General features: G+C 63.2%; 20 protein-coding genes. 8 read left to right on the plus strand and 12 right to left on the minus strand.

The window, feature by feature from the left end; all coding sequences use genetic code 11:
* Window positions 1-169 precede the first annotated feature (169 nt).
* On the minus strand, window positions 170-997 hold the full coding sequence (locus tag SH412_RS02845; RefSeq protein ID WP_336521996.1) for a formylmethanofuran dehydrogenase subunit C: 828 nt from the start codon (window positions 995-997) through the stop codon (window positions 170-172).
* A gap of 433 nt (window positions 998-1,430) precedes the next feature.
* Between SH412_RS02845 and SH412_RS02850 the strand changes: the two genes are divergently transcribed.
* Entirely contained in the window at window positions 1,431-2,993 is a 1,563-nt protein-coding gene (locus tag SH412_RS02850; protein ID WP_336521997.1) for a lipase/acyltransferase domain-containing protein, read from the plus strand.
* A 567-nt stretch (window positions 2,994-3,560) separates the two neighbouring features.
* On the opposite strand, the gene SH412_RS02855 is transcribed toward SH412_RS02850, so the two are convergent.
* From SH412_RS02855 to SH412_RS02865, 3 genes are all read right to left on the minus strand, one after another.
* Window positions 3,561-3,848: a hypothetical protein gene (locus tag SH412_RS02855; protein WP_336521998.1), complete on the minus strand. Its 288-nt coding sequence runs from the start codon at window positions 3,846-3,848 to the stop codon at window positions 3,561-3,563.
* Window positions 3,849-4,102: 254 nt separating this feature from the next.
* Window positions 4,103-4,690: an imidazoleglycerol-phosphate dehydratase HisB gene (hisB, locus tag SH412_RS02860; RefSeq protein ID WP_336521999.1), complete on the minus strand. Its 588-nt coding sequence runs from the start codon at window positions 4,688-4,690 to the stop codon at window positions 4,103-4,105.
* Between the two features lie 143 nt (window positions 4,691-4,833).
* The gene (locus SH412_RS02865) at window positions 4,834-5,043 is read right to left on the minus strand and encodes a hypothetical protein (protein ID WP_336522000.1); all 210 of its coding nucleotides are present in this window, start codon (window positions 5,041-5,043) and stop codon (window positions 4,834-4,836) included.
* A gap of 752 nt (window positions 5,044-5,795) precedes the next feature.
* Here SH412_RS02865 and SH412_RS02870 point away from each other — a divergent pair.
* The 5 genes from SH412_RS02870 to SH412_RS02890 all read left to right on the plus strand — a co-directional run bounded on the left by SH412_RS02870 (window position 5,796) and on the right by SH412_RS02890 (window position 14,125).
* A complete protein-coding gene (locus SH412_RS02870; RefSeq protein WP_336522001.1) occupies window positions 5,796-8,717 on the plus strand; it encodes a TolC family protein in 2,922 nt (973 codons plus the stop codon).
* On the plus strand, window positions 8,599-10,569 hold the full coding sequence (locus tag SH412_RS02875) for an efflux RND transporter periplasmic adaptor subunit (protein WP_336522002.1): 1,971 nt from the start codon (window positions 8,599-8,601) through the stop codon (window positions 10,567-10,569). The genes SH412_RS02870 and SH412_RS02875 overlap by 119 nt, the downstream gene beginning before the upstream one ends.
* A gap of 76 nt (window positions 10,570-10,645) precedes the next feature.
* Window positions 10,646-11,359: an ABC transporter ATP-binding protein gene (locus SH412_RS02880; RefSeq protein ID WP_336524187.1), complete on the plus strand. Its 714-nt coding sequence runs from the start codon at window positions 10,646-10,648 to the stop codon at window positions 11,357-11,359.
* A 33-nt stretch (window positions 11,360-11,392) separates the two neighbouring features.
* Window positions 11,393-12,742: an ABC transporter permease gene (locus SH412_RS02885; RefSeq protein ID WP_336522003.1), complete on the plus strand. Its 1,350-nt coding sequence runs from the start codon at window positions 11,393-11,395 to the stop codon at window positions 12,740-12,742.
* A gap of 81 nt (window positions 12,743-12,823) precedes the next feature.
* On the plus strand, window positions 12,824-14,125 hold the full coding sequence (locus tag SH412_RS02890) for a phenylacetate--CoA ligase family protein (RefSeq protein WP_336522004.1): 1,302 nt from the start codon (window positions 12,824-12,826) through the stop codon (window positions 14,123-14,125).
* Between the two features lie 14 nt (window positions 14,126-14,139).
* Here the strand turns inward: SH412_RS02890 and plsY are convergent, their stop codons facing one another.
* The gene (gene plsY / locus SH412_RS02895; RefSeq protein ID WP_336522005.1) at window positions 14,140-14,814 is read right to left on the minus strand and encodes a glycerol-3-phosphate 1-O-acyltransferase PlsY; all 675 of its coding nucleotides are present in this window, start codon (window positions 14,812-14,814) and stop codon (window positions 14,140-14,142) included.
* A 218-nt stretch (window positions 14,815-15,032) separates the two neighbouring features.
* Here plsY and SH412_RS02900 point away from each other — a divergent pair, with 218 nt between their 5' ends.
* Window positions 15,033-16,808, plus strand: a complete 1,776-nt coding sequence (locus SH412_RS02900) for an ArnT family glycosyltransferase (RefSeq protein WP_336522006.1) — start codon at window positions 15,033-15,035, stop codon at window positions 16,806-16,808.
* A gap of 326 nt (window positions 16,809-17,134) precedes the next feature.
* Window positions 17,135-18,544: a sigma-54-dependent transcriptional regulator gene (locus SH412_RS02905; RefSeq protein WP_336522007.1), complete on the plus strand. Its 1,410-nt coding sequence runs from the start codon at window positions 17,135-17,137 to the stop codon at window positions 18,542-18,544.
* Window positions 18,545-18,592: 48 nt separating this feature from the next.
* Here the strand turns inward: SH412_RS02905 and SH412_RS02910 are convergent, their stop codons facing one another.
* The 7 genes from SH412_RS02910 to SH412_RS02940 all read right to left on the minus strand — a co-directional run bounded on the left by SH412_RS02910 (window position 18,593) and on the right by SH412_RS02940 (window position 24,386).
* Window positions 18,593-19,576, minus strand: a complete 984-nt coding sequence (locus SH412_RS02910; RefSeq protein ID WP_336522008.1) for a type II secretion system F family protein — start codon at window positions 19,574-19,576, stop codon at window positions 18,593-18,595.
* Window positions 19,577-19,637: 61 nt separating this feature from the next.
* The gene (locus SH412_RS02915; protein WP_336522009.1) at window positions 19,638-20,579 is read right to left on the minus strand and encodes a type II secretion system F family protein; all 942 of its coding nucleotides are present in this window, start codon (window positions 20,577-20,579) and stop codon (window positions 19,638-19,640) included.
* Between the two features lie 56 nt (window positions 20,580-20,635).
* The gene (locus SH412_RS02920; RefSeq protein ID WP_336522010.1) at window positions 20,636-21,982 is read right to left on the minus strand and encodes a CpaF family protein; all 1,347 of its coding nucleotides are present in this window, start codon (window positions 21,980-21,982) and stop codon (window positions 20,636-20,638) included.
* A 163-nt stretch (window positions 21,983-22,145) separates the two neighbouring features.
* On the minus strand, window positions 22,146-23,135 hold the full coding sequence (cpaB, locus tag SH412_RS02925; protein ID WP_336522011.1) for a Flp pilus assembly protein CpaB: 990 nt from the start codon (window positions 23,133-23,135) through the stop codon (window positions 22,146-22,148).
* A gap of 68 nt (window positions 23,136-23,203) precedes the next feature.
* On the minus strand, window positions 23,204-23,491 hold the full coding sequence (locus SH412_RS02930; protein WP_336522012.1) for a hypothetical protein: 288 nt from the start codon (window positions 23,489-23,491) through the stop codon (window positions 23,204-23,206).
* 44 nt (window positions 23,492-23,535) lie between these two features.
* Window positions 23,536-23,886 (minus strand): hypothetical protein, encoded by a 351-nt coding sequence (locus SH412_RS02935; protein ID WP_336522013.1) that lies wholly within the window; start codon window positions 23,884-23,886, stop codon window positions 23,536-23,538.
* A 167-nt stretch (window positions 23,887-24,053) separates the two neighbouring features.
* Window positions 24,054-24,386: a Flp family type IVb pilin gene (locus tag SH412_RS02940; RefSeq protein ID WP_336522014.1), complete on the minus strand. Its 333-nt coding sequence runs from the start codon at window positions 24,384-24,386 to the stop codon at window positions 24,054-24,056.
* Between the last annotated feature and the right edge of the window lie 167 nt (window positions 24,387-24,553).

Raw genomic sequence — 24,553 nt, forward strand, 5'->3', positions numbered from 1 at the left:
ACAGGCTGCCGCAGGATTGGAACGCGGGATCGCCAGAGCCGCGGGCGGCCGATGCGGGATTAAGTGTGCTTCGAAGGTTTCCGGTTTCGGTTCCCTGCGAAGATTTCGCAGCACGGGTCGGCCCCCGAAGCAACGACGCGACGCACGGGCATTGGGTGGCCGCCGCCGGTCAGGCGGGGATCAGGCTGAGGACTTCCCCTTTTCCCAGTTCCAGCAGATCGCCGCAATGGCGGCGGAATGTCCCCTCAATCTGTTCGCGGACTACTGGCAGGCCCTGGCCCCCCAGGTACTTCAGCAGGCCGCGGAGAATCGTCGGCTGATAGTCGCACGCACGCCGGAATGTCGGCAACAGATCCGGCGGTTCGGCGGGGTTCAGGCAGACGATCGTGCCGCGCTTCATGCCGGCGCCCAGTTGCGCGGCGGTGCGGCCGAAAACGACGATCGAACCGGCAAGCATGCCGAAGCCGCAGGCGTGGCCGACGTTCCCGGCGACCGCGATCAGTCCCCGTCGCAACACCGTACCGACTTCGTCCCCGGCGTCGCCGCCGACAAAAATCTCTCCGCCGCGCATCCCTTTACGCGAGCCGCGGTAGCCGCCGCCGAGGCAGGCGCCGACGTTCCCCGCAATTCTCAGCGTCCCGCCTCGCATCTCGGCCCCCGCCCAGTCGGCGGCATCGCCGCGGACGAAGACTTCTCCGCCGGTCATCATCGCGCCGGCATGCATGCCGGCCGAGCCGTCGACGACAATCCGACCGCCGGCCAGCTTCTCGCCGATCCGCTTCAGGCGGCCGGTATCGCCTGCGAAAACGATTTCTTCGTCATCGCCCCCGGTCCGCTCGACGTCGAACAGCTCGCCCACGGGAATGGACCGGTTGCCCTGCGCGACGGTTAACCAGGCGATCGCTGTCATCGACAGTTCTCTGAGCGAGAGCGGATGCAGCGACTCGACCTCCACAGAGAGATCCAGCGGCTGACGGGTGGTCAGAACCAGCGGCATGCAGGTCGTTCCGTTCTGGGCGGAGGGAAGAACTCACCACGAATGACACGAATCGGCACGAATGAAGTCAGGAAAGCAACCACGGAGGACACGGAAATCACGGAAGGAGTACTGAAAGAATGGCTAAGAGCCAGGACCAGGCGACAACGCCGTCAGTCGTCATTTTCGAAACTCTTCGTTCTCCGTGACCTTCGTGTCCTCAGTGGTTTCAATCCTCTCCTCCGGATTCGTGTCATTCGTGGTTGCCTCAGTCCGACTTCTTCACGGCACGGACAGCGAACTGAGGCCGGGTGGATTGTGCCAGATGGCCAGCGGGGCGTCGAGAAACCGGCAGAATCGGCCGGTGGGGAGGCGTTCACGACCCCTCTTCGCGCATGGCCGTGCCGTTCCTAAAATCCGCCGCTCATCTCAGGCCGATTTCAGGAGAGAAAACGTGTCGCACACGTTATGCCGGCGGCGGACGCCCCCCGTACGCCGTTGGATCGTCGTCGTTTTCGCCCTGCTGGCCGCCGGCTGCAAGCTGGATGGCGATCACGAGACCCCATCGCAATCCGCCGGGGAATCGCTGACGCGCGCCGTAGATTCCGTCCGCAAGGCGGCCGACTCCGTGCGGCTCGTTTCGAACGAAGTCCGCGGCACGGGCGGCCCCGACCTCGGCTCGCTCTACAACCGGACCGCCCGGGCCGACGATCGCGACCGCAACCCAATCGTCGTCATCCCCGGCATCCTCGGTTCCCGGCTGGTAGACGATCGCACCGGCGAGGTGGCCTGGGGCGAGTTCGGATCGTCCGGTCCCATCCCCGGAACCGCCGCTTCGGTGCAGGCTCTGGGACTGCCGATGGCCGCCGGTCGGCCGCTCTCAACGCTTTCGGACGATGTTCGCGAAGACGGCGTCCTCAGCGAGCTGGCCGTGAAAGCCTTCGGGCAATCGCTCCATGTCTCCGCTTACGGCGACATTCTGAAGGCCTTGGGCGTCGGCGGATATCGCGACCCGAACGGCCACACCGGGCCGGTCGAGTACGACGACGGAACTCACAACTGCTTCGAATTCGGCTACGACTGGCGGCGGGACAACGCAGAAAACGCCGCACGGCTGCACGCATTCCTGCTGGAAAAGCGCAAGCTCCTTGAAGAACAGGAGATTCGCAAGCACGGGTCGCTTTCCCACCCGGTCAGATTTGACATCGTAGCCCACTCGATGGGTGGCCTGATCGCGCGGTATCACCTCATGTACGGACCGGCCCAGTTGCCCCTCGAAGGGACGCCGCCTTCGATCACGTGGAAGGGAGCTGAACTGGTAGAGCGTCTGGTGATCATCGGAACGCCCAGCGCCGGCGCAGGGTCCGCCGTGAAACAACTGGCCGAGGGCGTGCAATACGCCAAGTTTCTCCCCAAGTACGAACCCGCTCTGCTGGGGACGATGCCCGCGGTCTACCAGCTCCTGCCCCGGACCCGGCACCAGCCGGTGGTTGATGCGACCACCGGAGCCGCTGTGGATCTGTTCGATCCCGCCGTGTGGCGCAAGCTGAAGTGGGGCCTTGCCTCGCCGGATCAATCTCGGGTTCTCGAACAGCTCCTCCCGGAAGTCCGGGACGCCTCGGTCCGCCAGCAACTGGCCGACGAACATCTCACGAAGTGTCTGCGCCAGGCGGAGCTGTTTCACGCGGCTCTGGACGAACCGGCGACCCCTCCGCCGGGAGTCACGCTCCACCTGATTGCCGGGGATGCGCACCCCACGTTGGCCCGTTTCACAGTCGATGCCGCGGGCAAGCTGACCGTCACGGAGGAGTCGCCCGGAGACGGGACTGTGACGCGATCCAGCGCTCTGATGGACGAGCGACTCAGCCAGAGATCAACCTGGACGCCCCGGCTGGTTTCGCCCGTGGCATGGTCCAGCGTCAACTTCCTGTTCACGGATCACCTGGGCCTGACGGCCGACCCCGCCTTCACGGACAACGTCCTCTACCTGTTGCTGGAAGCCCCGCGCAACCGCTGAAACACTGTCGCGGACGGCGCACCGTCTGGCATCTGCCGGTTTGAAGGCAAAACGGCCCCCATCAAAGGAAGGAGGCCGAGACGCTGCGGGAAAGCGTCTCGGCCTGTGTGAGGCAAGAGTTGTGAGGTGGGTTGTGGGCGGGTAGAGGCCCGTCTCCCTCGGGCCGGTGGGAAATTGGTCGCATTCAAAGGTGTGAGTCGGATTCGACGGGGACCAGCCTGGCCAAATCCGGTGATTGCGGGATCACTTTCACTCTGTTCCCACCCTTATGCAGTCCCCGTGCCAATCCGCAGATTCTGGTGGACCCCACTTTGGTGGTTTTCTGTAAGATATTGTTGTGAATCGCTTTGCGTAAAATTCACCCTGGTTGTCCCGGCCGGCCTGCGAGGCCCGCAGGGACCTCCCGTTGTAATCGCTACAATCGTCAGGGTGTGTAAATCCTGCAACTTCAACCGGTTTCGACGGGCCGGAAAATGAAAAACGCCGCAGGCAACCGGCAGGTTGCCCACGGCGTCTTCATGGATTCAGGAGCAGCCTGACGGCCAGGCGGGATCCTCACGCGTCGGTTTAGAACACGTCCAGGATGAAGTGGTGCCCCATGTGGTACTGCTGCTTCGTCGGGTAGAAGTTGTGCCAGTTCTTGTTGTAAACAGGAATCTGACGCTCCTGCGGATACCGGTGGTACATGTGATTGTACTGCTGCGGCGGCTGGTAATTGTGCGGGTAATAGACGTACGGGTAATGGTAGAAGCGGCCCCAATCGGTGGGCTGGCCCTGCTCTGCGGCCACCGCTGCGTTGCCGCCCATTCCCCAGACTGCCACGGCCGTCAAAACAGCCAGAATTGCCTGCTTCATCAGTTCCCTCCTTGGGTGGTCCCTGTCCGGCCGACGCTCAACTGGACCGGAGTCGCCGGGCCGCGCGGACGGTGTTCGCTTGTCGGGAACTATCGACCGGCGACCCCCTGCCTCCACAGGAAATTTCCCTACAATCGGCACAGGCCGGTCAGCTTGCCGAAAAATCCGGCCATCATCACGGGCAGGAGCGCCAAATCCGGGGCTGCGTTGAAACGCTCCAGCCCCGGCCGTCCCTTCACTGCGGCGACTCGCCCCTAAAGCGCGCCCTTGGAAGACGGAATTCCGGGCTGGCGGGGATCGATTGTGACGGCTTGTCGCAAGGCCCGGGCAGTGGCCTTGAACAGCCCCTCCGAAATATGGTGGCTGTTCGTTCCGTGATGCAGCACGAGGTGCAGATTCATGGCCGCATTCGCGGCGACGGCCTGCCAGAATTCCTCGACCAGCTCGGTATCGAATTCGCCGATCTTTTCCGTCGGGAACTCGACCCGGTAGACAAATTTGACCCGGCCGCTCAGGTCGAGCGCGCTCGTGACCAGAGTCTCTTCCATCGGCAGGGTCATGCTGCCGTAGCGGGTGAGCCCACGCTTGTCGCCAACGGCCTGAGCCAGCGCCTTGCCCAGGCAGATCCCCACGTCCTCGGTCGTATGGTGGGCGTCGATGTGCAGGTCCCCTTTCGCGGAGACCGTCAGATCGAACAACGCATGCTTCGCCAGCAGAGTCAGCATGTGATCCAGAAACCCGACTCCCGTCGAAACGGCGGCAGTCCCCGCGCCGTCGAGGTTCAATTCAAGTTCGATCTGGGTTTCCGCGGTCTGTCGCGAGATTTGGCCGATGCGCGCCATGGGTCGAGAGGTTCCTGCGGCGGCAAGGCCGCGATTCGGGGGGATTCGCTCAGTTTTCCGGGTCGATCCAGCGAAAACGCCCCGCAGGTCGGAGACCTCGGGGCGGGAAACGGTTCGCGTTCAGCAGCGTTGCCGGCAGGGGGTTAGACGTGCGCCGGCTGATTCGAGGCGGACGGATTTTGCAACAGGTCAGACAACTGACGAATTTGTTGCAATTCCTCTCTCCGTTGATCGTCGTTCAGATCGCTCGACTCGCGAAACTCCAGCATCCGGCTGCTGCGGACGAACCGCAGGCCGCGGAGCAGCAGTTCCCGCTGACGATCCGACAATTCCACGTGCTTGAGTGAGTTCATCGATCGAAAGTCCGCATCTGGGAACGAAGGACATTCCTGCGACCCGGCGGCCGCCGTCCATCATTTCAGGTTCATGTCGCCGTGTGATGCCGGGAAGCTTCCGCCTTGCGGCGGCCTTCTCGAACCCTGGCTCCCAGCCGGGGGATCTGCACGCCAACATCCTGTGGAGCGATGCAGTCTGCGGAGAGATCGATCCGCATCACGATCTCTCTTTGCAACTTCGGGGCCGATCGTCGTGCCCGGCCCAACCGTTCTGAGTGCTGCGTCCGGCTCAGATTTCCTCACCGGCGATTCTTGCCGGTTTCTGCCACCGCTTCAACTGTGAACCGGCCGGCGTCTCGGAATTTGGGGTGCCGGGATTCTACACGGATTGACACGCATCTGGAAAGCTTTGCGGATTATGCCGGAAATTCCTGCAGCGCTGTCCGCTCCTCGGACGAAACTTCCATCGAGACCCGTTTTCGTGTGAAGACGGTTCGCTCGCGTTTCGCCGCGGAGTTTCGACCAGGATGCGACACCCAGCCCCTTCGCCCGATCAATGCTCGCCCGCGACACAGAAGACGTGTCACCGCGCGAGCGATGGCGGTCCTGAGCGCCCCCTGCCGGTTCATTGCGGATTCCGCGGACGCCGTGCTCGTTGTCGAATTGCACGGGCGGCAGTTTTTGCGCTGCTTGCAGTTTCGGTCCTGCCCGGTTGCTCGCGGAACTTCTGGCGTTCTCAGGCGGACTTTGACACCTACAACCAGCTTCTGATGAAGACCCGCGATCCCCGCTGGGATCTGCCGCGCGTCACGGTCGACGCCGACTCGCGCAGCCGCTTCTACGATCCGTACGACCTGACGAAACCGCCGCTCCCCCCGGACGATCCCGCGGCCCACGAATACATGCACATGGTCGACGGCATGGCCGGCTATAAGAGCTGGCACAAGTACGGCCAGCTCCTGTCGGTGGAAAACCCCCAGTGGTTGGAAAATATCGGGTTCTCGCCGAAGATCGTGCAGGCGAGCTGGGAAAAAGAAGAAGAACTGAGCCCGGAGCCGATCCCGACCATTCTGAATCTGACCCTGCCGCAGGCGGTCGAGCTGTCGTATATCCACAGCCGCGAATACCAGACGGCGATCGAGAATGCGTACCTGTCGGCCCTGGCGCTGACGTATCAGCAGTTCCAGTATAACGTCCGTTATCTCGGGGCCGCCGGCAACACCCCGTCGTCCACGGTGACTCTCTTCGATCAGCCAGGGGTCGCCGATGGCCTGAGCGCACCGAACAGTCGGTTCGGCATCAGCCAGGTGCTCCCGACGGGCGGTCAATGGGTCGCCGAACTGGCGAACAATACTCTGTGGCTGTTCTCCGGCGGGAAATCGAGCTCCTCGTCGGTGCTGGCATTTTCGCTGACGCAGCCGCTGCTGCGCGGAGCGGGACGCAAGATTCAGCTCGAAGGTCTGACGCAACAGGAGCGTCAGGTGCTGTACGACATTCGAAACCTGGCGCGATTCCGGCAGACCTTCTTCGCCAGCGTCGTCGTTCCGAATCAGGCCAGCGGATTCTACGGGCAGTTGTTCGTCACTCAGCAGATTCAGAATCAGCGAGAGAATATTCGCGCGCTGGTGGTGCAGATCGAGCGCTCCCGCGAAATCTACCGCATCGCTCCCGAGGAGCCGATCGATCAGTTGCCCGAGGGGTTCGAGGTTCCGCCGGATTTTAAAGAGAAGCTGATCGTCAGCAAATCCGAACGCAAACCCAGCCTGGGCTGGCGATCGCAGATCATGACTCCCGAAGAGCGGGAGAGCCTGCTGAACTTGAGCGATCAACCGCTGTTCCAGGCGGCTGCGCAGGAGCTGATTCGGCGGGTGGAACAGCGAGGTCAGCCCAGGCCCGATGATCCTGCGACGCCGGACGATTCCTCCAAGCCCGTCGTTTCGGACAATCCCGAGCTGAGTCGTATTCTGGTGAACCTGAATATCCCGCGGGATTTGCAGTCGAAACTGGATGTCGAGAAGCCGCCCCCCCCCAGCCTGTCGTGGCGCGGACTGATGTCGGACGAGGACCGGACGCGACTGCTGTCGCTGAGCGACGATCCCGCATTTCAGCAGGTGGCGCTCGATCTGGCCGCCCGGGTCCGGTCCGGAACGATTCCCAACGACCTGGCGCAGTTGCTCACTCGCCTGGCATCGCTGGAAACCGGACTCCGTTCGCTTGAACAGACCCTGGCCTCCCAGCAGGATCAGTTCAAATTCACGCTCGGGCTCCCCCCCGATATGCAAATGACCATCGACACGTCGCTCCTGCGTCCGTTCGAGCTGATTGATCCGAGATTGACCGACACCGAAACCCGCCTGCTGGGGTTTGTCAATCAGGTGTCCGAACTCCGGCTCGATTCCGCGGAGGACTTTTCGCAGCAGGTCCGGCGGCTGATTCCCCGGGTCCGAGAACTGGTTCAGGAAGTGGAGCAGAACGGCTTCGAGATCATCCGCAACGACTTCCGCAGGACTGAGGAGAATCTGGACCGAAGGTTGTCGCTGCTGGACGACGAAGCGCAAAAACTGCTGGTCCGGACCAATCTGGAACGCGATCAGTTCATGTTCCGGGACGCTGTCAAGAAGTACAACCAGTTAAAGGAAGGTTTCGAGGATACGTCTCTCCGGATCGAGGAAGGTCGGATTGCTCCGGTCGACGCAGTAACTCGCCTGCGGGAACTGCGGGAAGATCTTTTGCAGTCGTTGCAGAGTCTGAAGGTCATCCAGACCGGTCTTCGCGCCGAATTAATCGAGCTTCCCAAGTTTGAAATGTCGATCGAACAGGTGGTCGAACTGGCGATGGAGAATCGGCTGGAACTGATGAATGCCCGGGGGAACGTGATGGACGCCCGCCGGCAACTGGAAATCACCGCCAACCGGCTGCAATCGGTGCTCAACGTGGTGGCTGAGGGAGAAATCGGGACCGAACCCGGCAACAAACCGTTCGCCTTCCGCGGCGACCAGAGCAGCTTCCAGGCGGGATTGCAGTTTTCCGCGCCGCTGGACCAGGTGCTGCAGCGGAATAATTTCCGGGCGGCGATTGTGAATTATCAGAGAGCTCGCCGGGCGTACATGCAGTTGGAAGACTCGATCAAGCGGGACGTCCGCAACGAATGGCGTGCACTGGCCGTGTTGCGACCGAATTTCGAGACAACTCGCCAGAATCTGCGGTTCTCGGGAATGTCGCTCGATTCGGCGATTGAAGCCACCGCGGCGCCGGTTCGACCCGGGGCGGGCGGCGCCGCCAACAGCAACGCCGGTCTGCAATTGACGACGAACCTCGGGAACGTGTTGAACGCCCAGAACAGTCTGATTCAAATCTGGATCCAGCATGAGCTGAATCGCATTAACATTTACCAAGATATGGGTATCATGCAGATTGACGAGCGCGGACTCTGGGTGGACCCCGTCTACCAGGAACTCGCCGATCGTCCGAATCCCTCCGCCAGCGAGCCCGCCAATGAACTCCCGCCGTCCCCGGACTCTGCCGCTTTCCGCCTGCCGCCCGAACCGGAGTGGCTGGTCCGCCTGCTTGAAGATGTCGCCCCCCTCCTCCGGGAGTCGGAGAGCGGGGAAGATCCTGCCCTGGCTGGCGATGGGGCTGGCGGCGGCGGCGATCGCGGGCTGGTTCGCCTGGCCGGTGATCGCCAGGAGTGAGTGGTTCGCGGGGCGTTCGTCGCTGGCGAATCTGTCGACGGAAGTCGTCCGTCGGGGACCGTTCCAGGTCACCGTCACCGAACGCGGCACGCTCGACAGCATGCGGAACGCCGTGCTCGCGTCCAAAGTCGAAGGGTCGACGGCGATTATCAGCATCGTCCCGGAAGGGACGCATGTCAAAGAAGGGGACATCGTCTGCGAATTGGATTCGTCGGCCCTGAAGGACAAAGAGGTCCAGCAGCAGATCAGTTTCACGGCCGCGCAGTCGCTCTACGACCAGGCGAAGGAAAACGTCGAGATCCAGAAGACGCAGAACGACAGCGACATCGCCGCGGCGAAACTCAAAGTTGACCTGGCGATTCTGGACAAGGACAAGTACCTGCAGGGGGACTACGAGCAACAGCGCAAGGAAATGGAAGGCGCTGTCGAGCTGGCCCGCGAAGATCTGACGCGCGCCAAAGAAGAGTTTGATTACAACGAGCGACTGACGCGGAAGGGCTACAAGACCCAGAACGATCTGGAAGCCAGCCGCATCGCCGTTCGCAAGGCCGAACTGGCCGTCTCGGTGGCCGAAGAGAAGCTGCGAGTTCTGAGCGAGTTCACCTACAAGAGACAGATCAAAGAACTCGAAGCGAACGCCAAAGAGTTCGCCCGGGAGCTGGAGCGAACGGAACGCAAAGCGCTGGCGACGCTGGCCCAGACCGAATCGGAGCTGGCGGCCAAGGATCTGACTCTCAAAGTCGAGACGTCGAAACTCGAACGGCTGCGCCAGCAGATTGAATTCTGCATTCTCCGCGCCCCGCAGGACGGTCAGGTCATCTATGCCAACAAGACTGACGGGCGCAGTGACTCGATTCAGATCGAAGAAGGGGCGATGGTTCGCGAGCGGCAGGCGATCATCAACCTGCCCGACCTCGACAAGATGAAAGTCAACGCCCGGGTTCACGAGTCGCGCATCAGCCTGATCCGGGCGGGACTTCCCGTGACGGTCAAAATCGACGCAGTCCCCGACAAGGTGTTCCAGGGCGAGCTCGATACGGTCTCGTCCGTCCCCAGCTCGACGAACTTCTTCAATCGGGACGTGAAGGAATACGAGGCGATCGTCCGCCTGCTCGATACCGCGGAAAAAGGGAATCGACTGCGTCCCGGCCTGACAGCAGGCGTCGAGATCCTGGTGGAACAGCGCGACAACGTGCTGCAGACGCCGGTTCAGTCGATCGTTTCGGTCGCTTCGCGACAATTCGCCTTTGTCGTCAAGGACAAACGCGTCGAGCGGCGCGAAGTCAAAGTGGGGCAGACGAACGACCGGACGATCGAAGTCCTCAGCGGACTCGATGAGAACGATGTGGTCGTGATGAATCCGCGGTCGCAGTTTGCCGCCGAACTGGTGGAACTGGAAACGCAACTGGTGAAAGAACAGGCCGAAGAGGCCGCCAAAAATCCTCAGCCCATTGGGGCGCCGTCGGCGGTTCCTGCGGGGGCGCCGGGATCGGGAGGTCGACCGCCCGGCGCAGGCGGACCTCCTGGCGCTGGCGGCTCCGACGGTCCGGGAGGCCCCGGACGCGGCCCGGGCGGCGGCCCCTCGGAAGGGGGCGCGCGGGTCGATCCGCTGGCCCGCTTCAAGCAGATGGACGCCAACGGCGACGGCAAGATCACCGAAGACGAAGCCGACGAGCGGATGAAGCCGCGGTTCGCGACCTTCGATGCCGATGGCGACGGCGGCATCACTGCGGAAGAAATGTCCGCGGCGGCAGCGCGATTCCGGGCCGCAGGCGGTGCAGGTCCCGGCGGCGGAGGACAAGGTGGCGCACGTCCCCCCGGCAACGCGGGCGGCGGCGGGGCCGGCGGTTGAACCACGGACTTCGCCGAGTCCGGGCGAGACGGTCGCCCCCTTCTATGACGACGTACTCTTCGGTGGTCCCTCCGGCATGTCTTTCGCAGCCCAACTGGTTGATCTTGTCAAGAACTACCACCTCGGCGAACACGTCGTCCGCGCGCTGCGGGGCGTGACGCTCGATATACCGACCGGCGACTTCGTCGCCATCATGGGGTCGTCCGGCAGCGGCAAGAGTACGATGCTCAACGTGCTCGGGGCGCTCGATCGTCCCAGCGACGGCAAATACATTCTGGCGGGGAACGACGTCAGCCTGATGAACGACGACGCTCTGTCGGATATCCGTAACCGGCTGATCGGCTTCATTTTTCAGTCGTACAATCTGATCCCGCAGTATACCGTGATGGAGAACGTGCAGGTTCCGTTGTATTATCGCGCGGGACACAAAAAAATCGGCCCCGACGAAGTCAAACGCTGCCTCGATCTGGCCGAGCGAGTCGGCCTGGGCGACCGGCTCGATCATCGCCCGTTCCAGCTCTCCGGCGGTCAGCAGCAACGCGTCGCCATCGCCCGCGCGCTGATTAACAATCCGGAAATCATTCTCGCCGACGAGCCGACGGGGAACCTCGACTCGGCGACCGAGAAGGAAATCATGGACCTGCTGACGCAGCTCAATCGCGAAGGGCGTACAATTATCATGGTGACGCACGAGACCTCCGTCGCTCGACGCGCCCGACGGCAGATTGTGATGAAGGACGGCGTCATCGCCAGCGAGGGCTTCTTTGGCGACGAAGCAGACTCCAAGTAGTTCGCACCACTTTTCGAGCGACAGACACTCCGCATGGCGAACTATCTCCGCACGATCCGCCTGGCCATGAAAAGCCTGCTGCTGCATAAGCTGCGGTCGGGACTGACCATGCTGGGCATCGTCTTCGGCGTCTTCTCGGTGATTGCGATGCTGGCGATCGGCGAAGGGGCCAGCGCGCAGGCCCAGCGGCAGGTGCTCGAACTCGGCGCCACGAACATCATCGTCGTCAGCGTCAAGCCTCCCGACGATTCCCAGCAGAGCTCCGGGGGCGGAGGACGCAGCTTCGGCCTGCAATACGGACTGCTCCGTTCCGACTACCGGCTCCTGACCGAAACCGTGCCGAATCTGATGGGCGCCGTCCCGATCCGCGAAATTATCGCCGAGTCGCGATACCTGCAGAAGATGATCAACGCCCGCCTGGTCGGCTGCACCACCGAGTACGCGGACATGAACCGCCTCCAACTTGTGCGAGGTCGATTTCTGACCGATCAGGACGAGTACGAGATGGGCAACGTCTGCGTGATCGCCAGCGAGGTCGCATCGACGCTTTTCCCGTTCGAAGATCCGCTGGGCAAGACCGTCAACGTCAAAAGTTTCCGCTTCCGGATCATCGGCGTCACCCGCCAGCGGACCGCCTCCGCGGCGGTCGGCGGGAGCATGTCGGGGCAGGACTTCAACAAGGACATCTACATTCCCCTGCAGACGTTCCGCGTTCGCATCGGGGACCGCATTTTCACGCGAATGAGCGGCAGCATGTCCGCCGAGGAAGTCCAGCTCAATCAGATCACTCTGAAAGTGAAAACTGATAAGGACGTGCTGCCGACCTCGGAAGTTGTCCGCGAGTCGCTGCAGAAGACGCACGGCAGCAAGCGAGACTTCGACATCATCGTTCCGCTCGAACTGCTCCGCCAGGCGGACCAGATCCGGCAGATTTTTAATATTGTGCTCGGTTCGATCGCCGCCATCAGCCTCGTCGTCGGCGGCATCGGCATCATGAACATCATGCTCGCCACCGTCACCGAGCGGACTCGCGAGATCGGAATCCGTCGGGCGCTCGGCGCTCGCCAGCGGGACATCATCGAACAATTTCTGACGGAAACGATCGTCCTCTCGGGGGCGGGCGGCCTGATTGGCGTTCTGCTGGGTCTGTTGACGCCGATTTCATTCACAGGAATTCAGTGGATCGTCGAAAACTTCATCCTGGACAAGTCCTCGGGAGAGGCCCCGATGGCCCGCATGTTCGCTGAAATGCAGCCGCAGATCGCCTGGTGGAGCCTGCCGGTCGCGTTTGGCATTTCGGTCGGTATCGGCATCGTGTTCGGCCTCTATCCGGCCCAGTCGGCCGCCCGGCTGGACCCCATCGAAGCCCTCCGCCACGAGTAGTCGCTGGGGCCGTGTCGGCGAATCCGCTAAGCTGTAGACCATGCCGGCAACTCCGTCGGCCCAGCAGCAGAAAGCCGACGGATGGAATTGGATTTCGAGCAGCTCAGCCGATCGCGCGCGGACCTGACGCAGTGGCAGACGCAGCAACTGCGGACGCTGCTGCAGAAGATGCTGCCGACAAACCGGTTCTGGCAGTCCCGCTGCCAGGCCGCGGGGCTGTCCGCCGAGACTTTGCGTTCGCTCGACGATCTCGGCCGTCTGCCGTCCATCCGTAAGGCCGACCTGGCTGCTGACCAGGCGGAACATCCGCCCTACGGGACGATTCTGACCGAACCCGTCGGGCGGTATTCCCGGCTGCATCAGACATCGGGCACGACGACCGGGCAGCCAATGCGCTGGCTCGATACGGCGGCGTCGTGGCAGTGGATGCTGGACTGCTGGCGGCAGAACTATCGGCTGCTCGGACTCCGTCCGGATGATCGACTCTGCTTTCCGTTTTCCTTCGGCCCGTTTCTCGGCTTCTGGGCCGGTTTCGAAGGGGCGGCGCAGCTCGGCAATCTCTGCATCGCCGCCGGGGGGATGAGCAGCGAAGCCCGGCTGCGATTGATCGCCGAGAACCGGGTGACGATTGTCGGCTGTACTCCCACATACGCTCTGCGGCTGGCGGAAGTTGCCCGGCAGCAGGGGATGGATCTCCCGCGCGGTTCCGTCCGGGCGATTCTCGTCGCCGGCGAACCCGGCGGTTCCTTGCCCGAGACCCGCCGTCGGATCGAAGAGGCCTGGGGGTCGCGCGTTTTCGACCACTGGGGCATGACCGAACTGGGGCCGCTCGCCACCGAAGCCGACGACGATCCCGCCGTGCTGACGGTCCTCGAAACCGAATGCATCGCCGAAGTCCTGCAGATTGACAGTGACCAGCCGGCCCCGCCCGGCCAGTTTGGCGAGCTGGTGATGACCAACCTGGGACGGACCGGCTCACCGCTGCTGCGTTACCGCACCGGCGACCTCGTGCAGCCGATCGTCGAGCCGCATCCGTCAGGTCGGTGCCTGCTCCGTCTCGCCGGCGGGGTTGTCGGGCGCGCCGACGATATGCTCATCATTCGGGGCAACAACGTCTTTCCGGCGAGCATCGAGCAACTGGTACGGACGCTGCCGGAGATCGACGAATTCCGGATTGTGGTGACCTCGCACCGGGCCATGACTCACGTCCGGCTGGAGATCGAGCCGCTGCCGGACATCCCCGCGGAACGTCACCCAGGGCTGGCGGAGCAGCTCGTCCACCTCACCAAGGATCGCCTCAACTTCCACCCCGAAGTCCGAGTCGTGGCGCCGGGAACGCTGCCGCGGTTCGAGATGAAGGCCCGGCGGCTCGTGCGGGAGTAGGGGCGGACGGCCCATCACGAAGCGGCCCCCGGTTCGACGCTGGTCGGTGCTTTCGATCGGCTGCGGCCGAAGCGCGGTTCCTGGCCCTTGAACAGCCGGTGCAGGTTACTGCGGTGCTTCCAGATCACGAGCGCCGGCACGATGAGGCTGAATGCACCGACGGGCCAGGTTTCCGGACCAAAGGGAGCGGGCTGCAACGCGATCATTTGGTGCACGGAAAATGCGATCGCCCCCAGGACGGACCCCAGCGAGACAAATCGCGTCGCCGCGAAGACGACGACGAACATCGCGAACGTCGTCAGGGCGCCCCACGGAGAAACCGCCAGCAGCACTCCGATTGAAGTCGCCACCCCTTTTCCGCCGCTGAAGCCGAGCCAGCAGGAATACATGTGGCCCAGCACAGCGCCCAGACCCGCGACCGCCGTCAACTGCTGCAGCGATACGTCGTCGCCGGTCCAGAGCCGCGGCAGCAGGATTGCGGGGAGCCCGCCTTTCAAGGCGTCCAGCACCAGGACGACCAGTCCCCACTTCGTGCCGAGGGCCCGGCTGGCGTTGGTGGCGCCGATGTTGCCGCTGCCGACAGTCCGCAGGTCGACCCCCTTCAGCGCCCGGGCCAGGAGGAGGCCGAACGGAATCGAACCGGCGAAGTAACCCGCCAGCAGCGTGACGGAAACGGCGAGCGAGGACATCGGGGGAGAATTCCTGCAGCGGGCGTTTCAAACAGCGGTGCGGAGGGAATTGTGACGGGTTCCCCGATGGTCGGCCAGCCAGCGCCGGATCGCAATCCCGGTTGACAGAATTCTCCGGGAGGCTTACATGTGCCGCAATGCGACCCGGTCCGGGGGGATCGGCGTACGCACCGGCCGCGGGACTGCCTGCGGTCGGCTCCAGGGAAGGGGGAAGCGGTATGGAAGCCTTGTCTCAACTGCGGAAACGCGATTATCTGCTGCTGGCAGCGTTTGGGTTGCTGCTGTTCGGCATTGCGACGGTCAGCGGTCGACCGCTGACGCTGCACGAATCGGTGCTCCCGCAAAGCGCCCGGGAGATGCTCGCCGACGGCGACCTCCTGGTCCCCAAGAAGGGGGGCGAGCCCTGGCTGGAGAGTCCTCCGCTGCCGCAGTGGATCACGGTGTCGATCGCGACCGCGTTCGGCCGCTGCGATACCGAATCGATTGTCCGGCTTGGGCCGACCCTCGCAGGCGTCGTCATCATCTGTCTCGTCGCCTGGATGGCGTCTGTCTGGTTCGGACGGGGCATCGGGCTGCTGGCGGGCTTTGTGCAGGCGACGACGTTTCAGTTCACCCGCTACGCGTGGCTGGCTGAAGACGAAATTTTCCTGTGTGCGCTGGTCACGGCGGCCATCGCATTCTTTGTCCGGCTGGAATTCGGCCAGCCGACCGAGCGTCTGGAGGGTCGCGGAGCGTTGAGTCTGGCGTTCGGCGGCCGTTCCTGGTGGATGGTCGCGTTTTTTGCGGCACTCGGCGCGACCAATCTGGCGAAGGGGCTGATTTTCGGACCTGCGATGGCCGGCATTCCGATGGCCGGTTATCTCCTGCTCAGCCGGGAACCGGCACGCCTGCGCAAGTATTTCTGGATCTGGGGCGGACTGCTGTTTGCGCTCATCATGTTTGCCTGGCCGGCGGCCGTCCTGCAGCGGTTTCCCGACGCGGTTGACGTCTGGTTCAAGGACCTTGGGGGGCGGCTCAGCGGGGAATACACCCTGATCAATCAGCCGTGGTGGTACTACCCGGTCAATCTGCTCTGGATGATCGCTCCCTGGACCTTCGTGGCGCCGTGGATGATTCGCGCGACGTGGCGCAGCGCCTGGTCGCAAACGGCTTCCCCCGAACGATTCCTCTGGGGCTGGGCGCTGCTGGTCCCGGCGGTGTTTTCAATCCCGGGCGGCAAGCACCACCACTATCTACTGCATGCAATGGCGCCGTGGGCCATTCTGGCCGCACTTGGAATCCGGCGATTGAAGGCCGAGATTCCGGGATGGCCGCTGTTTTTCCGCCACCCGGCTTCGAGCTTGCTTTCGATCGCCACGCCGGCAGTCATTGCGCTCCTGCTGCTCCGCGATCGGATCGCCGGCCCGGCCTGGCTGCCTTGGGTTCTGCTGCCCGTGATCCCGGTGCTTGTCTTTGCGTTGGCCTTCGGGTTTGTGGATCGCCGCCCCTGGCGTTCCGGGGCGATCATCTTCGGCGGATTGTGGCTGGCTTACTCGTTCGGCCACGTTTATTCGGGGCAGTACTTCGATCGCCACCGCTTCGATGCGGCGTTTCTCAAGAGTGTTCGCGCCCGCTCCGCCGAGTCCGGGTTGCCGCTGCTCGTCGATATGGGGGGCCGGCGACCGCTGCAGGCGTTCCTGAAACTGTTCTACCAGAGCGACTCGGCCCGGCCGTTGCACAATGTGAGTTTCCTCGCCGACCGAGACATTGCGGAACCGGAGATTCTGGTTCTGACTCAGGCGGGCGAGGAAGCTGCGCTCCGTGGATTCGGGGATGTGGAGTTGCTGTCACAGAGCGAGTCGACTTCGGGCGACGTCGACGGGACAGAACGTCTGAGCCTGTATCGCCTGACGTACCGCGCGGACCTGGAGCGACTGGCCGCCGATCACATTGAGATTTCTCCGGCTCAGGCCATCCAGTACGCGCCGCGTCCGCAACTGACTCGCCGATTCTGAATCGACGATGCCTGCGGTCGATCGATTCGAAAACTGCGCGACTTGCGGCGATCGATCGAATGCGAAACTCAATCGCGGCGCATCCGGGAGCATTTCCTCGTAAACTGCGTAGGCGTTGCAATCGTCGCAATCTTCGTTTTCTGCGCATTCGTTGCAATTCATCGTTTACAGCGGTTGCCTTGTGGGTACATTGGATCGGGTGACTGCTAACCTCGCTTAGCAGGTCCGGACGGCAGCACTTGTCTGTAACCTTTTATTCTAAAACAGGTTGCATCTTAAGTTGTGTCGCTCTGGTGACCGGGCCAGCTCCCTGAGGACACTTCAGAATGGCAATTCAGGCATACTGTCTGACATCGGACGCGAGTCTCTTGAACGACCTGCGGACGTGGACGCAAGGTCACAATCTTGACTGGCAGTTCTGGGTTTGTCCGAATTCCACAACGGTTGCCGATCTGCTCGATCAGCCGGAACCGCTGATCCTGTTTGTCGATACGCGCGGCGGTGACGTCAGTCCGGAGACTGGTGACGTGCTCGAAGGTCTGGCGCGCCGGCCGGGGAAGCCGCTGACTCTGTTTACGCTCGGCGAACGGCTGCTGCCGCGCCATGTCGCAGGTCTGATTGATCTTCTCGGAGTTGGCCATCTGGACTGGCCGCCTTGCGGCAGCGGACCGCTGCCGTCGGTCGCGAATTTGCAATCGGCCGGCGGCCGTCCTCCGGCTCGACGGATTCCCTTCCGATTCTCCATGGTTGCGGGCGACGTGGAAATCGCGACCTATGAGCCTGCGCTCAAACCGGTGCTGGAGCAGGTTCGTCGGATTGCGGCTCACGACGTGACATTGCTGCTGGTGGGGGAAACCGGAACTGGGAAGACCACTTTGGCCCAGTTCATCCACCAGCTTTCGACAAGGGTCGGGCACCCCTTCATGCATCTCGCCTGCGGGTCGCTCCCGAAGGATCTGATCGAAAGCGAGCTGTTCGGCCATGCCCGAGGCGCCTTCACCGGCGCCGACCGCAACAAGATCGGGCGGTTCGAAGCGGCGGGACGGGGGACGCTGCTGCTCGACGAAATCGATTCCCTCGGACCCAACGAACAGGCGAAGCTGCTCAAGGTGATCGAGACCGGCGAATACGAGATGGTCGGCTCCGCCGAGCCCAGGAGTTCGCAGGCGCGATTGATTGTCGCCGCGAACGTCGATCTGGAGACGCTGACCCAGTCGCAGCGGTTCCGGTCGGACCTGTATTATCGGCTGAACGTGCTGGAATTCCGTCTGCCGCCGCTGCGCGATCGAGCCCTCGACATCGTGCCGCTGGCGCTGCAGTTCGTGGAGGAATGCTGCCGCGAGTATGGCGTGGCGATCGACGTCATTCAGACCGACTTCCTGGATGCTCTGCGCGCTTACGGCTGGCCGGGCAATGTCCGCGAGCTGAAGAATCACATCCGGCGGGCGGTGTTGTTCTGTGAAGGGGGACGGCTGACGGTGAACGATCTGGCCCACGTGGTTGTGCGGTCGCAGTTTCAGCCGGTGGAGGTTGTGAACAGCCGGCCGGCGGATGCCTGGACGCTGGCCGATCGCGTGGCGACGAGCGAGCGGGAGATTCTCGAACAGGCGCTCGCCGCCCACAAGCACAAGCGGGCCGCCACGGCGCGAGCGCTGGGAATCAGCCGGGTCGGTCTCTACAAGAAGATGCGCAAGTACGGCATGCTCGATACGGCGAAGGAAGAGTCCCGTTCCTGAGCGACGGCTGCGCGTCGGCCGTGCCGTGCTGGCGAATCGCTGACGCGGTTACGGCTGATTGTTCGAGTTGTCTGTGGAACGGGCCGCGGCCACATTGCTCGAAGCATCCAGGATGCCGCCCGGGCGATGTCCTTCGATGGCGAAGTTCCGCAGCTTCACGATCGGCGGCCCCATCAGCAACACGAAGATGGGGGGCGCCAGACAGAAGACGACCGGAAACAACAGCTTGATGCTGGTTTTGCCGGCCTGCTCTTCGGCGCGCTGTCGCCATGCCCGGCGGACGCTGTCGGCGTATTCGGTGACGGCGGTCGCCACGTGGGTTCCGGTTCGTTCGGTCTGGGTGACCAGGGCGGCCAGCGCGTTGACATCCGGTGTGTTGATCCGCCGGGCAAACTGCCGCAGCGCACGGGGCATCGTATCGGCGTCGGCCTGACGGCGGATGACTTCCAGCTCGACGGCGATATCCGGGTGGAAGAATTCGATCTCGCGCGACACTCGATCGAGGGCTTCCCGCAGCGGGAGCCCGCCGGTCAGGCACATTCGCACGACGTCGAGCGCGTCGGGCAAACCTTTCTGAATGCGGTCGACGCGCCGACGGGCCTGGATGGAAAGCATCATGCGCGGGAGTGCATACCCCAGCAGCGCGATCACCAGGGTCGCACCGCCGATGATTTCCGGCAGGCTGGTGGCGGGATCGGCGGCCACCGCCAGTCCGCCGCCGATCAGCAGCGAACCGACTGTCAGCGAATTACGTGTCGCCAGGTAGTCGATCAGAGCGTTCTGGCCGTAGTAGCCGGCTCGTTTCAGGTCCTGGTCGATCGACTCGACCTCCGCACCGAGCTGCGGCAGCATGCCCGCGAGGGCTCGGGTCCAGGCGCTGGCTTTCCGGCCGCTGATGCGTTCGCCGAGCTCGGTGAGATCTCGCGTTTTCTGGCGGGCGTTGACGAACCCGCTGCCCAGGGCGAAGGCAATGGCGGCCACGGCGACGAAAACACCGGCAGTCAGCAGATCGAGCAGGAATTCGGGTGTCACAATCAATCCTTCCAGGATGCGAGCGCGGCTGAGATTTCGTTGTCGGGACGCGAATGACGGCTCAGTTTTCGGGACGCAGCAGGGCTGTGACCCAGAGGATGCCGATCAGTTCGAGCACGATGGCAACGACGAGCATCGAACGTCCCAGCGGGTCGGAGTAGAGCACCTCCAGGTGCTGCGGCTGCAGGACCATCAACGACAGATAGGCGATCGGGCAGACGGCGGCGATCAGCAGGGCCGATGCGCGGCCGGCTCCGGTGGCGGCGCGCATCTGCCGCCAGGCGGAGGTGCGGTCGCGGATGACTGAGCCCATCCGTTCGAGCGTGTCGGGCAGACTGCCGCCCGCCTGTCGCTGGACGACCAGCGTGGTCGTGAGAATGCGGAACTCCACCAGCCGGATGCGGGACGCCAGATGTTTCATGACGCTGTTGAAGGAGCGGCCGAGTTCGAGCTGACGGGAGCAGCGTTGAAACTCGCGGCCGAGGACGCCGCCGGCTTCTTCGCCAATCAGTTTGACGGCCTGATCGACGCTTTCGCCGGCGCGGACAGCGCGGGCGAACATATCGAGCACGGCGGGCAATTGCATACGGATCGCGTGGATTCGCTGACCGCGATTCCGAATCAGAATCAGCAGCGGGACGAACATTCCAAGCATCCCGGCGGCCAGCCCCCCGAGCGGCTGATCGAACGCGATCCAGACTCCACCGCCGGCGGCCAGACCGATGGCGATCATCAGCAGCGCGGCCGAGATCGGGCTGAGAGCATCGGTGGCTTCCAGCACGAGCCGGTCGAAGCCTTGATCGATCTTTCCCAGCAACGATCGGGCGGGAGGCTGATCGAAGACGTCGAGGGACCGTCGGATCCGGATCGGCCGGGGTCGCAGCGAAACGCCGCCGCCGGCGTCTCCCGACAGCATCAGATCGCGAACCACCATCGCGGCGGCCACAATGATCGCCACGATTCCCACAAAGACCAGGAGTACGATGACCGGAAGACTCAGCATGTCAGATCATTCCGCAGTGAAACGGTCAGAAGTTTTGGCAGTGTTCGGTCCGGCGATCAGCGGACGGGAATGCGGCGCTTGTCGAACATTTCGTCCGGCAGCCGGACGCCCGCGGCCCGCAGCCGTCCGAGACAGGCCGGGCGATAGCCGGTGACGAAGAACTCGCCCTGGGCGACGCCCAGATCGTTCACGCCGGTCTGTTCGTAGCCGAAGATGTCTTCGACGAGGAGTCCGCCGTCGCGGATGCCGACGATCTCGGAAACGCGCATCACGCGTCGCGGTCCCCCTTTGAGCCGGGCCAGGTGGACGACCAGTCCGATGCCGGTGGCGATGTACTGACGGACGACGGGAATGGGGAGTTCGTAGCCCGCCATCGCGACCATCAGTTCCAGTCGGGCGAGCGCATCGCGAGTATCGTTGGCGTGAATGGTTGTCAGCGAGCCTTCGTGACCGGTATTCATCGCCTGGAGCATGTCGAGCGCTTCCGCGCCGCGGATTTCCCCGACAACGATTCGGTCGGGGCGCATTCGCAGGCTGTTGCGAACCAGCGAGCGCTGGGTGATTTCGCCGGTTCCTTCCGTATTGGGCGGGCGCGTTTCCATCCGCACGACATGTTTGTGCTTCAATTTCAGTTCGGCGGAGTCCTCGATGGTGATCAGCCGTTCGTCCGCGGGGATGTACTGGGCCAGAGCGTTCAGCAGCGTCGTCTTGCCGGAGCCCGTGCCGCCGGAGATCAGCAGGCTGATCCGCGCCTCGACGGCCGCCGCGAGGAACTCGGTCATGTCGCGCACGATGGTCTGATTGTCGACCAGGTCTTCGACCCCGAGCGGTCGGGCGCCGAACCGGCGAATCGAGAGGGTGGCGCCATCCAGAGCCAGGGGCGGAATGACGGCGTTGACGCGGCTGCCGTCGGGCAGGCGGGCGTCGACCATCGGGCTGACTTCATCGATCCGGCGACCGACGCGCGAGACGACCCGCTGGATGATCCGCAGCAGGTGGGCGTCATCGGCGAAGATGACGTTCGACGGTTCGAGCCGGCCGTATCGTTCGACATACACTTCGTAAGGCTTGTTGACCAGGATGTCGCACACGCGGTCGTCGCGCATCAGCGCTTCCAGCGGGCCGAGTCCGAAGACTTCGTCATAAAGCTCGTCGAGCATTCGCTCGCGCATCGGCCCGGTCAGTTGCGGGGCTTCTTCCCGGACGATGTCCTCGGCGACCAGCCGGACTTCCCGTTCGAGCTGATCCTGGCGGACCTGGGCGAGCATCGACAGGTCGAGCGAGTCCACCAGTTTCTCGTGGATGGCGACCTTCAACCGCTGGAACTTGAGTTCGTCCGGGTCGATGTTGGCGCCTTCCGTTTCCGGGGAGACCTGCAGCGTGCGAGAGCTCATGGGAGACATGCAGAAGCATCCTTACGAGACTGACGGAGACGTTGATGTCAGCACGATTCAGCAAACTGCGGACCGTCCGGCAGTCGCTGGAAACGAAGACCGGCGGCCCATCACCCGTTGATGCACCGCCGGTCGTTATAATCATCTCAACCGATTCCGCCGGACTGGCGAATCACGAGCCGCCTGCGCGGCTGTCGGGGATCGAAATCACCCGCTGGACGCTGACCGGCTCGATTCCTTGAGCATCCGGGTTGCCCGCAACCGGGGTGCTGATGAAGCCTGGGAGAATTTCGTCCCGCACATCGGTACGGGTCGAGTTTTCGAAGACCACCACGGACTTCTGGCCCCCCTTGTAGACTTCCATCTGATGCGGTTCGGCATCATCCGGCAACCCGAGGATGTCATTCAGCACCAGCCGCTGGTTGGTCTTGCTGACCGGGATGATGTTCGCCGGATCGTCCGGGTTCCGCAGCGACAGGCTGAGCTGGCCGCGGCCTTCGATCACTTTCAGGGCTTTGGCCTGGGGGGGAGTCACTGCCAGCGTGACCGTTCCCATGTTCGTGTTGTTCTGTCCGAGGGTGACGATGCGGCCCGGTTCGATCGTTTTGTCGATCGCGAGGACTTCGATCATGTCGAGCAGCGTCAACGTGATTTCCGGACGCTTGCCCGAAGCTTCCGAGCGGAACAGCACGTCCACGAACGATCCCGGCCGGGCGAAGCCCATCACTGCGCCGATGTTCTCGACCGGAACCGTCACGGCACGGTATCCCGGCTTGAGCAGATCGGCGATTCCCGGTCCGTGGCCATCCGAGTAGAACATTTCCGGCGAAAAGACGTCGCCGGGCTTGATCGACTGGCGGAGCGTGCGGCCGATGATCTGCGTCGAATTCGGCATGTATGCCTTGTTTCGATACTCGCTTTTGGCGAATTCTTCGGGGGTCAGCGACCGCACCATGATGTCGTTCATCGCCATCTGGTGGCCGGCGGCGATCTCGCCAGCGGCGATGGGGATGAGAACCTTCTGGATCTTCGGCGCGGTCGTCGGCATCAGGGCCAGCGCTTCTGGCTTCTGAAGCTGCTGCCGGACGACGAACGCGCCGGCCAGGCCGAGGAGAATTGCGAACACCGTTACCGCCAGCGTGCCTGGACTGAGTCGAGCCACAGTTCAGCCTCTTCTTCTTAAAATGATGAAATTGTCCGCCGTCGTTCTGCTGCCTCGCCGAACGACGGTTACTCCCCGGTCGCATCCACACCCAGAGTCACTGGCTGGCTGTTTCCGGGAACCGTATCCACAAAGGACGATGTCACCGTCCCGATCGTGATCGAATACGACTGATCGAGCTGTTCCAGGTCGACGGCGATATCGCCGAATTCCTGCACGAGCTGATCGCGGAACGTCGCGGCCCCGCACAGGATGCCGAGCGCGGTGATCGTGGCCAGCAGGATGAAGCTGGCGGCGTCGACGCCTCCGGACGTTTCCGCCAGCCACTGCCGAACCGATCGGTGCAGAACGCTCATCCTGAAATCCTTGAAAGATGCCGACTGGCGAACTGGTCTTCGAACTATTCGGCGCTCGCCGGGACGGTCAGGACGACGCATTGGGTTCCGGCCGGCCCGTTCTGGTCGGCCTGGCCCCCTTCGGCGCCGCCGGCTTCGCAGAAGTCCGCGGCGTCCACCATGCTGGAGCCGGCGATAAACCCCACTCCAGCAATCGTGATGCCGGAATAGTTGTAAGAGTGGTCGAGTTCGGAAATCGCGTCTGCGGAATCGGCCAGTTCGAGCGTCACCTGGTCCCGCCAGGTCGTCAAACCCGCGATTAATCCAATGCAGACAATGGTCGCGACCAGAACCAGCTCCGCAGAGGCGACGGAGCCATTTTCGCACTCGCAGAAGTTTCGAATCAGCGTTTTCATGGCGATTCCGTCCCGTGAATTCAACGGCGTGGGCGAACGTGTTTCAGAAAGTCAACGCCTGAGCCGCCGCAATTGACAAGACAGCAGCCGCATCAGAAGACGCGGCTGCTGCCGGATCAGACCCGTGCCGTCGCGGCGAGTCGTCGTCGCGACGAGCCTCCCCGAAATTATTCGGCGGTGGCGGGAATCGTCAGGGTGATGCACTGAGCGGCGACGCCGGCTCCGAGGTTGCTGTTGCCGTCGACGTCGCAGAAGTCTTCGGTATCGACGAAGACCGAGCCGGCGGTGCTGCCGGTGTGGCTGGTGACGCCGGAGTAGCTGTAGGACTGGTTAACTTCCGAGATCGCGTCGGCGACGTCGGCGATTTCCTGCAGGACCTGGTCACGCAGGGTGGTCAGACCGGCGATGAGGCCGATGACGACGATGGTGGCGATCAGAACGAGCTCGGACGAGACCACGAAACCGGCCTCTTCCTTCATGAAACGAGCGAACAGAGACATGTGGTGAACCTTCCAGAACTGGAAACCTGAAAACTGAAGACGCCCAACTGCAGATCGCGAATTCCGAGCGGCGCCAGACTGACCTGCCGGCCGACAGGTGCTGGTGTCAATTAGCAACGGTCATGCCAGCACTCCCGGAATGACGGGAAATTCGAAGGAGCGCCGGG

Origin of the sequence: Planctellipticum variicoloris, from assembly GCF_030622045.1 — a bacterium.
GTDB lineage: Bacteria > Planctomycetota > Planctomycetia > Planctomycetales > Planctomycetaceae > Planctellipticum > Planctellipticum variicoloris.

Coding starts and splice junctions, on each gene's coding strand:
- SH412_RS02890 (WP_336522004.1), top strand. CDS start 12,824: ATGGAATTGGATTTCGAGCAGCTCAGCCGATCGCGCGCGGACCTGACG.
- SH412_RS02875 (WP_336522002.1), top strand. CDS start 8,599: ATGTCGCCCCCCTCCTCCGGGAGTCGGAGAGCGGGGAAGATCCTGCCC.
- plsY (WP_336522005.1), bottom strand. CDS start 14,814: ATGTCCTCGCTCGCCGTTTCCGTCACGCTGCTGGCGGGTTACTTCGCC.
- SH412_RS02880 (WP_336524187.1), top strand. CDS start 10,646: ATGTCTTTCGCAGCCCAACTGGTTGATCTTGTCAAGAACTACCACCTC.
- SH412_RS02930 (WP_336522012.1), bottom strand. CDS start 23,491: ATGAGCGTTCTGCACCGATCGGTTCGGCAGTGGCTGGCGGAAACGTCC.
- SH412_RS02885 (WP_336522003.1), top strand. CDS start 11,393: ATGGCGAACTATCTCCGCACGATCCGCCTGGCCATGAAAAGCCTGCTG.
- SH412_RS02855 (WP_336521998.1), bottom strand. CDS start 3,848: ATGAAGCAGGCAATTCTGGCTGTTTTGACGGCCGTGGCAGTCTGGGGA.
- SH412_RS02900 (WP_336522006.1), top strand. CDS start 15,033: ATGGAAGCCTTGTCTCAACTGCGGAAACGCGATTATCTGCTGCTGGCA.
- SH412_RS02935 (WP_336522013.1), bottom strand. CDS start 23,886: ATGAAAACGCTGATTCGAAACTTCTGCGAGTGCGAAAATGGCTCCGTC.
- SH412_RS02905 (WP_336522007.1), top strand. CDS start 17,135: ATGGCAATTCAGGCATACTGTCTGACATCGGACGCGAGTCTCTTGAAC.
- SH412_RS02920 (WP_336522010.1), bottom strand. CDS start 21,982: ATGTCTCCCATGAGCTCTCGCACGCTGCAGGTCTCCCCGGAAACGGAA.
- SH412_RS02845 (WP_336521996.1), bottom strand. CDS start 997: ATGCCGCTGGTTCTGACCACCCGTCAGCCGCTGGATCTCTCTGTGGAG.
- SH412_RS02915 (WP_336522009.1), bottom strand. CDS start 20,579: ATGCTGAGTCTTCCGGTCATCGTACTCCTGGTCTTTGTGGGAATCGTG.
- SH412_RS02940 (WP_336522014.1), bottom strand. CDS start 24,386: ATGTCTCTGTTCGCTCGTTTCATGAAGGAAGAGGCCGGTTTCGTGGTC.
- SH412_RS02870 (WP_336522001.1), top strand. CDS start 5,796: ATGAAGACCCGCGATCCCCGCTGGGATCTGCCGCGCGTCACGGTCGAC.
- hisB (WP_336521999.1), bottom strand. CDS start 4,690: ATGGCGCGCATCGGCCAAATCTCGCGACAGACCGCGGAAACCCAGATC.
- SH412_RS02865 (WP_336522000.1), bottom strand. CDS start 5,043: ATGAACTCACTCAAGCACGTGGAATTGTCGGATCGTCAGCGGGAACTG.